Annotated in this window: 7 protein-coding genes; 4 read left to right on the top strand and 3 right to left on the bottom strand. The window is 44.6% G+C overall.

Translation table 11 applies throughout. The features are described from left to right. Positions 1-77: 77 nt before the first annotated feature. Together L0J61_RS06720 and L0J61_RS06715 are read right to left on the bottom strand one after the other, a co-directional pair. Complete coding sequence (locus L0J61_RS06720; protein ID WP_301465559.1) at positions 78-1,691, bottom strand: DUF2254 domain-containing protein; 1,614 nt, start codon at positions 1,689-1,691, stop codon at positions 78-80. Positions 1,692-1,979: 288 nt separating this feature from the next. Continuing rightward, the gene (locus tag L0J61_RS06715) at positions 1,980-3,485 is read right to left on the bottom strand and encodes a YhjD/YihY/BrkB family envelope integrity protein (RefSeq protein ID WP_301465558.1); all 1,506 of its coding nucleotides are present in this window, start codon (positions 3,483-3,485) and stop codon (positions 1,980-1,982) included. A 309-nt stretch (positions 3,486-3,794) separates the two neighbouring features. On the opposite strand from L0J61_RS06715, the gene wrbA reads away from it, so the two are divergent. After that, positions 3,795-4,412 (top strand): NAD(P)H:quinone oxidoreductase, encoded by a 618-nt coding sequence (wrbA, locus tag L0J61_RS06710; RefSeq protein ID WP_301465557.1) that lies wholly within the window; start codon positions 3,795-3,797, stop codon positions 4,410-4,412. 91 nt (positions 4,413-4,503) lie between these two features. Further along, a complete protein-coding gene (locus L0J61_RS06705; protein WP_301465556.1) occupies positions 4,504-4,989 on the top strand; it encodes a hypothetical protein in 486 nt (161 codons plus the stop codon). Between the two features lie 203 nt (positions 4,990-5,192). Here the strand turns inward: L0J61_RS06705 and L0J61_RS06700 are convergent, their stop codons facing one another. Continuing rightward, positions 5,193-5,966: a DUF3108 domain-containing protein gene (locus L0J61_RS06700; protein WP_301465555.1), complete on the bottom strand. Its 774-nt coding sequence runs from the start codon at positions 5,964-5,966 to the stop codon at positions 5,193-5,195. A 432-nt stretch (positions 5,967-6,398) separates the two neighbouring features. Here L0J61_RS06700 and groES point away from each other — a divergent pair, with 432 nt between their 5' ends. Together groES and groL are read left to right on the top strand one after the other, a co-directional pair. Continuing rightward, the gene (groES, locus tag L0J61_RS06695) at positions 6,399-6,689 is read left to right on the top strand and encodes a co-chaperone GroES (RefSeq protein WP_301465554.1); all 291 of its coding nucleotides are present in this window, start codon (positions 6,399-6,401) and stop codon (positions 6,687-6,689) included. Positions 6,690-6,829: 140 nt separating this feature from the next. Further along, entirely contained in the window at positions 6,830-8,482 is a 1,653-nt protein-coding gene (groL, locus tag L0J61_RS06690) for a chaperonin GroEL (RefSeq protein ID WP_301465553.1), read from the top strand. The last annotated feature ends 85 nt before the right edge of the window (positions 8,483-8,567 follow it).

The raw sequence follows: 8,567 nt of genomic DNA, 5'->3' as shown, positions 1-8,567 counted from the left end.
CGCTTCAGTTCTTCTCAGTCATTCAACAATTAAATATTCCAATAATGAAATATTCAACAGGTTCTGGTCAGCGAAAACTATTTCGTGGTCGCTGGTAGCGCTTGACGGGTGTTGGTTGAAAACTCTCTGACATAGTTGAAATGCTGGTGCTGCGAGTTCTCATCAAGTATAAAGCGCTTGGCTTCCTCGCACATGGCAATCAAATCATCTTTTAACTCTTGGTAGCTCAGATTTTCTTCTCCTGCTCGCTTAATCAGCTTTAGCTCATTCAATAGAGTTTGCTGCTGAGTGTCATTTACTTTGGCGTAATTGAGGTTTACCACGGCCTGACATAATTCTTTTAGTACCATTAGATCAGCTGCTGCGTAGCGCCGGACCTCTCCGATGGATGTGTTGATAAGCTCTGATATGTTGGGCGGGTTCGTGACGACAGCCAATATCGCTACGCGCTGTCGCTCCACGACGCTTTCATCACTGTCGTCGTTTTCTGTGGGCGTGTAGAAGTGATATGGGCTGGGTGACTGGCTGCGCATCATAACGCTCAAGCAACTTGTGAGTGATTGCACACAGTTGATGGCAGTCTTGGGGTCATTGATCCCCGGTGATAATGCTCGTACAGCGATCTCAGTCATTTGTCCCAAGCTATACGCGATATCATTGGAGGGTGATGATCGTTTTTCGATAGGGATGCAATCGGCCAGACGCTGCCAAAATATGCCATCGGGTGAGCGAGGTAAGGTGCTTAAGTCTGGCGTGCCAGTTCGATTTTTATTGCTTGGGTGGTCTGAGGGGCGTTGGTAAAAATAGCCAATGACGCTATTGTCAGTAACGTAGTGACCAAGCCTGCTATGCATATGTATCACGCCGCCGTAGTCTTGTGTGAGAGTAACCAGTGATTCGAAATAGATTTGCTGTAGGTAGCCTGACTGCGACGGATAAATAGGCATCGCCAGCCATGTACGAAACTGTTCGACGTCGTTCTGTTCGATATCGCGCTGGTGTTGAACCCCACAATGGTCACTATACCAGTGGTTAATATTATTCATGGCGTCATTACTGGCATTTTGAATGACATGTGATGCTTGAATAGCATGTACCATGCGCTGTATAAAGTAAACGAGCAAAAGCGCACAGATAATGGCCATAATAATAGCAAAAGTCACTGCCAGTTGCGGTACGCCGACAGCAACGTCGAATTCATGGATAGACTTCAACACCAACAAACTGTAGCTAAAGGTACCAATGAACGCACCCAACACAAACTGGTTCGGCGTGTCTGTCAAAAAATTTCGTAATAATCGTGGGCCAAATTGAGAGGAAGCCATCGACAGTACGGCAATAGTAATAGAAAAGGTGGTGCCAGCGACGCCCAATACTGCGCCTGCTATCGACGTCATGATAGCGCGGGCAGCATCGCCATTGCCTGTGAAAGCAAAGGTAATATCCCTAACAGCCTCACGATCAAAGGACTGGTCAATCGTCACCAATAAGGGGGCAAGCAATATACCCAGAATGACGCAAGCAGTGGGTATAAACCAATAAGAGCCAAGCAGTGCTTGCCAAAAATTTCTCAAGCGATCGGGTAAGTCAGCCAACACTTGTAATGACAACAGCTGAGAGAGCTGTTTTAATCTTTGCTCAGCTGCTACGAAGAGTTGTTTCGTAAATCCATCGTTAGGGGAGGTGCTCAAGTTTTGAACTCCAAAAATAGTGCGGTGGTTGTTTTATAGTCAAGCCGTCAAATATGCCTAAAACAATGTACGCTTACGACAATATACGTTTACAACCACGAAAATTTTGATCATGAGGCTTTGGTGAGGGCAGTTGTTAACAACTCAATTAATACATTATATAAGCTTAATTGATTATAAGCGTTATTAAAACAAGTGTTTGGTCATAAATAGTGGCGCACCGGTTATCCATTGATCCTTGCAAGTATTTGTTTTAGTGTCGAATATAGACCGCATTACGATTGGTTTTTATTTATTCGATTTTTTAGGATTATCTGCTTCTGTAATGACAGCTCTTTTATATCCACGTTTACTCTTGTTCGTATCAGCAGGTGCGTTCGATAGTGTGGAAATGACACTCTTATTGTGATTGTCGTAAGCGTCAGGGTCAACATACGGCGTGCTTTCGCTGTTTGAGTTGTTTTTTTCTGATGGAGTCGCAGTACTTGAGTCACTGCCGAATATACTGGATTTTTCATCTTCGTGGAGCGTTTCTTTACGCGGCTCTGCAGTAGCGAAAATGGTATCTAGAGGCAGATTTAGTTGTTGTTCCGCGTAAGACTCGGTATTCTCAAAACGATCGATTAAAAAGTTTAACCAAGGTTCTTGAGCTTCGGCTTTCATGTTATCGAGCTTGTCTTTAGTCGGCAATGGGTAAGGTAGAGTACTATAAAACTCCCACAAGGACATAGTGCTTAAGTCTTTTTTCAACACGTAATCGTTATCATCAGTCATGGTGATGAGATTACTGTCCTGTAAATAGTTGATATAGGTATACCATTTGGGCAGCTCATGGCGCCCCAGTACGTTGCGCAATGCTTTTTCACTAACGGCTTTGCCTTTTAAGTGATGGGTATAAGCCAAATTGAGCATATCGAGCAAGCTGAAAAATGGATGACGCGGCTTGACTTCTTCCGTATCAAAAATAGTCAAGGTATAGCTGATTTCAACACCCAACAGAATCAAGTTCCAAGACAGGTATATCCACAATAAAAATATCGGTAATGCGGCAAAAGCACCATAAATCGCTTCGTAACTGGTAAAGTTTGCGATGACAGTACCAAATAGGTGTTTCATGAGTTCGAAGACGATGGCCACAATTAACCCAGCGATGGCTGCGCTTTTGGGTGGTACGCGTGCTTTTGGAATAAACCAATACATACCGATGAAACCTGCGACAGTGATACCCCCTGATACGAGCTGTACCCAAAAAGACCAGTCAATACCGTAACCAGCGATTTGACGGTTCAGAAAGCTGAGGCTTTGTACGGCACTTGAAGCGATAAAGGCCGTGCCTAACACTAACGGACCTAAAGTGACGAGCGTCCAGTAACGTAGCAGGCTTTTTATCCCACCCGAACGACCTTCCACCCGCCAGATTTGATTAAAAGCGCGCTCAATAGTGGTTAAGGTAATGATCGTTGTCAGAAATAAGACCAGTGCACCGATGATGGTCAGGTTCGACGACTTCTCCGCGAAAGTATTGATGTATTGGCTAACTTGCACGCTAGACTGTGGTAGTAAGTTACTGTAAATGACGTCATATATCTGTGCTTTAGCAGAGTCGAGCGCTGGTATCGAAGATAAGATCATCAACAATACTGTCAAGACAGGTATAATCGATAGCATCGTGGTATAAGTCAGTGATGCGGCCTTCTGTTGGCAGTTGTCTTCGAAAAAATGCTTCACTAAAAAGCGTAAGAACTGAAACCAGCGCTGCTGTAAAAACGGGAGTTTTTTTGCCAATTTTTCCATATGTATCATCTAGCAAGTATTAGAGTGACAATAGTGTAACAAAGATGGCTCGTTATCGCCTGCCGTTTAATTGTGTCAAAATGCATAGTAGTGCCGATTATCGGATTTGAATCACGACAATATACGGTGAGGTCATTGCATGTCAGTGAATGAGTCGGGCATAATGTGTGCATAGCGTAGCCCGCCAGTATTAAGCGTACCGAGCAGTAATAAGCCTCTGCTATGACGTAAATACTAAGCACAGACAACAGCTGTCTGAGATGAGTGCTATGAGAATAGTAATGACGATTTGATGAGGAAGTATAGCTAATGAGTCAGACCACCCCGTATGTTTTGGTACTCTATTACTCTAATTATGGTACGACGAAGACATTAGCATATGCCATCGCTCAAGGCATCGAAGATGCTGGTATGACTGCCCGTATCCGCACGGTACCAGAAGTAGCGCCTGAGACCACAGCCAGTAAGCCTGCAATACCTGACGAAGGTGATCTGTATTGCACCATGGATGACCTTAAAGACTGTAGCGGTCTGGCGTTGGGTAGCCCAACGCATTTTGGTAATATGGCTGCGCCCATGAAGTATTTTTGGGATAGTACGGTGACAGTATGGCTGGCTGGTAATCTGCAAAATAAACCAGCTGCCGTATTTACAGCAACTGGCTCAATGCACGGTGGTCAAGAAACCACGCTTCTGACGATGATGCTGCCATTGATGCATCACGGCATGATGATTGTTGGTGTACCTTATGCAGAGCCGGCGCTAAACCGTACTCAACGTGGTGGTACGCCTTATGGTGCCAGTCATGTCAGTGGTGCGGCGCATGATCAGTCAGTCTCTACTGATGAACGCGATTTGGCTATCGCTCAAGGTCGCCGTTTGGCCATCAGCGCAACAGCACTGGCTCAGGCGGATTGGAACCGCTAAGCGACTTTGATAAGTGCCGCCATAGCCATGAATGCAGCCGATAACTCGCAGCTCGCTGTCCCACACTCTAATTAGGAAGTAAATATATCTGATGGCCGATACTCAATTCGATAGTAATGACCATAATAAAACACCAGTCAATAAATCTGGAAAGCCTATCAAAGCCAAAAAGCCGATTGCTCCTATTCGTCAGCGTTTAATGCTTACTTGGTTAATTTGGCTGGCATATAGGCTATTGGGGTTGCCGATTCTTATCAGCATCTTTAATCCAAGCAGCCCCGATATTTTTGGCGGTGTTGCGTGGCAAGCATTATGGCTGATACCAGCCGTTATCCTTACGCCATGGATATTACGCGGGCGTTCACCTTATGCATTATTGGTAGGCAGTATGCTGACTCTGGTGTATTTGGGTGCCAGTGGAGTGGTATTGTTCTCTCGTATATACGGAAGCGGTTGGGCAGAGATTGTCGTCTATCTCATAGACTTTTTGCTATTGCTAGCGGTTAACGTTTGGTTATTTATTTTACTCAAGCGATTGCCTTCGATGAATAATGTCGTCAAAAAACCTCGTTCATGATGCATAGACGTAACTCAATATAGGTCTGCAAGACTGACCATTCGAAATTCCTAGTATAGCTATCATGACTGCATCTACAAAAAAGCGGCGCTCTTATATAGAGCGCCGCTTTTTTGTGAAGATACCTTAGCGAGGGTATGACTTCAATTGAGCTGTTAGTGAAAGCTTGAGTCACACATTCAACCGAATCATCCCACGATAATTTAGTTAGTTTTGGTCAACTCTAAGTCCATTTTCTTGCCATCATTCACCTGGCTTACTTTCACAGGTAAGTAGTCTAAGCTTGGTGCCAACCAAAAGCTGGTAGATCGGCTACTGTCATCGTGGATACGATCGACACGCACCGTGTTAAACGTACCTGCAGGGACGGTCACTGTTGTATTGCCTGACTTCTTAAATGGCGTCTTTTCTACTTTGTCTTTTTTTGCCATGTAGTAGTTGCCAGAGAAGTTACCATTTAATAAGTCTTGGCGTATCTGTGCTTCAAGGCTTAGATCGTCAAAGGCTTGCTGCGCCATATTCATGGTCGTGGTCTTGCCTCGATAGGTGCTGGTGACTTTTTTGGTACCAGAGTTAAAGCTTAGGTTGTGTGTACGACCTAGACCAAACAGTTTATAGATGGTACTGGCCTTACTTGGGGTGACGTTGTTACCGTTGATGGTAAATGTACTGCTCTGTGACGCACTAGCGACCCCAGCAACACGGGCTTTTACATTGTATTTCCAAGTGCTTCCTGATTTACTCAGGGTTCGGGTAGCTGTGCCTTTGTATTTGTCTTCTACTGTAAAGTTATAGTTGGCGCTTGATGGTTGAATGGTCTTTGCGCTGGCAAGAGTCGGTGCAGTCATACTTAAAGCTCCAATAGCAGCGATACTAGCACCTGTGGTCAAGCCAAATAAAAACCTAGACTTTTCACGTCTTGTATTGCTACTAATACCGTTGGTTAGTGATGGTTTGTGATTCATTAAAAAACTCATGGGTACTCCTTAATCCTTACGCTGATATACCAGCCAATCTCGTTCTGTGAGTTCTGTACTACTGTTATATAGTCGAGTGTTATGTGTTCAAGGACTATAATGGTCATACTCTGTTACATATTCAAGAGTGGTTGCAGGGGTTGGAGTTTGTCTCTTGTAGTCAATGTTGCTCAGAAGCGCAATGTTCGGAGATTTAGTAACTGGTTGTAAGTATAGGGTTACTGCCATCAAGAAAAAATCTTATAAAAATTTGGTTATCTGCACTTGAACCGTACTCATCTTGCCCCCATTTTTTGATACAAGCTCAAGGCGCATTGATATCGCATTGGATGCTACATTGTTTGTAGCAGCACCTCTCATATGGATGTCGTTATTGAGAGTATTAATTCAAATAAACCCTCAATTTTAATAAACAATTTTGGAGTCATCTCGATGAACATTCGTCCTTTACATGACCGTATCGTCGTCCGTCGCATAGAAGAAGAAGCAAAAACAGCCGGTGGTATCTTGCTTCCGGGTTCAGCACAAGAAAAACCATCACAAGGTGAAGTCTTGGCAGTCGGTAATGGTCAGGTTCGTGACAACGGCGAGACTCGTGCGCTAGATGTAAAAGCTGGCGACAAAGTATTGTTCGGTCAATACGCAGGTCAAACTGTCAAGGTTGACGGCGAAGAACTACTGATTATGAAAGAGTCTGATGTATTGGGTGTGTTAGAAGGTTAATTCTCCTGAGTATGATGATGTACTCAGCACGCTTTTGGCAGTCATTATTTGATCGTCTTTCTTGACGAGACTGTCGACCCATTCAACTATACTTTTTATATCTATGATTTTTTATATTTATAATAATGGAGTAATTTAACATGGCTAAAGACGTAAAATTTGGCATTGATGCCCGTAAACAAATGATGGACGGTGTAAACGTTCTAGCAAATGCTGTAAAAGTAACACTAGGCCCTAAAGGTCGTAACGTCGTTATCGATAAATCATTTGGCGCGCCAACCATCACTAAAGATGGTGTTTCAGTGGCAAAAGAAATCGAGCTAGAAAACAAATTCGAAAACATGGGCGCACAGCTGGTACGTGAAGTGGCTAGTCGCACAAACGATGTGGCCGGTGATGGTACGACGACTGCGACAGTATTGGCGCAGTCAATCTTGCAAGAGGGTATGAAATCAGTTGCCGCTGGCATGAATCCAATGGACCTAAAGCGTGGTATCGATAAAGCGGTTCGCGCGGCGGTTAAAGAGATTCAGAATATCTCTACTCCAGCTGACGACCATAAAGCCATTGCACAAGTCGGTTCTATCTCTGCGAACTCAGACACCAAAATCGGTGAGTTGATTTCTCAAGCGATGGAAAAAGTCGGCAAGCAAGGCGTCATCACGGTAGAAGAAGGTTCAAGCTTTGAAGACACCCTAGAAGTAGTCGAAGGTATGCAGTTTGACCGTGGTTATATCAGCCCATACTTTGCCAACAAGCAAGACAGCCTGACTGCTGAGTTTGAAAACCCATACATCTTGCTGGTCGACAAAAAAATCAGCAACATCCGTGAGATCGTGCCATTACTTGAGCAAGTAATGCAGCAGAGCAAACCATTGCTAATCATCGCTGAAGATGTAGAAAACGAAGCACTAGCAACGCTAGTTGTCAACAACATGCGTGGCGGCTTAAAAACTTGTGCAGTAAAAGCACCAGGTTTCGGCGATCGTCGTAAAGCCATGCTGGAAGATATCGCAACTTTAACTGGCGGTACGGTCATCTCTGAAGAGATTGGTCTGAGCCTTGAGACTGCGACTCTAGAACAGCTTGGTACTGCCAAAAAAGTCACTGTTGGTAAAGAAAACACTGTCATCGTCGATGGTGCTGGTAATACTGCTGACATCGATAACCGTGTAGAATCTATTAACCGTCAAATCGAAGAATCTACTTCTGACTATGATAAAGAAAAGCTACAAGAGCGTGTTGCAAAATTAGCAGGCGGCGTAGCAGTTATCAAAGTAGGTGCAGCGACTGAAACGGAAATGAAAGAGAAGAAAGACCGTGTTGACGATGCACTACATGCAACTCGTGCAGCCGTAGAAGAAGGTGTCGTCCCTGGTGGTGGTGTGGCGTTAGTGCGTGCGATGAATGCATTGTCTGACCTGACAGGCGACAACGATGACCAAAACGCAGGTATGAACATCCTACGTCGCGCGATGGAAGCACCCTTACGTCAAATCGTTAGCAACTCAGGCGAAGAAGCATCTGTCGTGGTCAATGAAGTGAAAAATGGTAGCGGCAATTATGGCTATAATGCTGCCACTGGTGAATACGGCGATATGCTGGAAATGGGTATCCTAGATCCTGCCAAAGTGTCACGTTCAGCACTAGAAAACGCAGCATCTGTTGCAGGTCTTATGCTCACCACTGAAGTGATGATCACTGATTTACCAGACAGCGATGACGGCATGGCTGCTATGGGCGGCGGTGCTGGTGGCATGGGCGGTATGGGTGGAATGGGCGGCATGATGTAATTTATGCCTCGACTAAATTTGTACGACGTTGTTAACTTCGTTCGATGTGCTATAAGTACAATCTTCACTTGGTTGCCTAGTCGTA

Source organism: Psychrobacter sp. (assembly GCF_030457785.1).
Taxonomy (GTDB): Bacteria; Pseudomonadota; Gammaproteobacteria; order Pseudomonadales; family Moraxellaceae; genus Psychrobacter.
The sequence above is the reverse complement of the archived record's forward strand: the minus strand, read 5'-3'. Positions and strand labels throughout refer to the sequence as shown.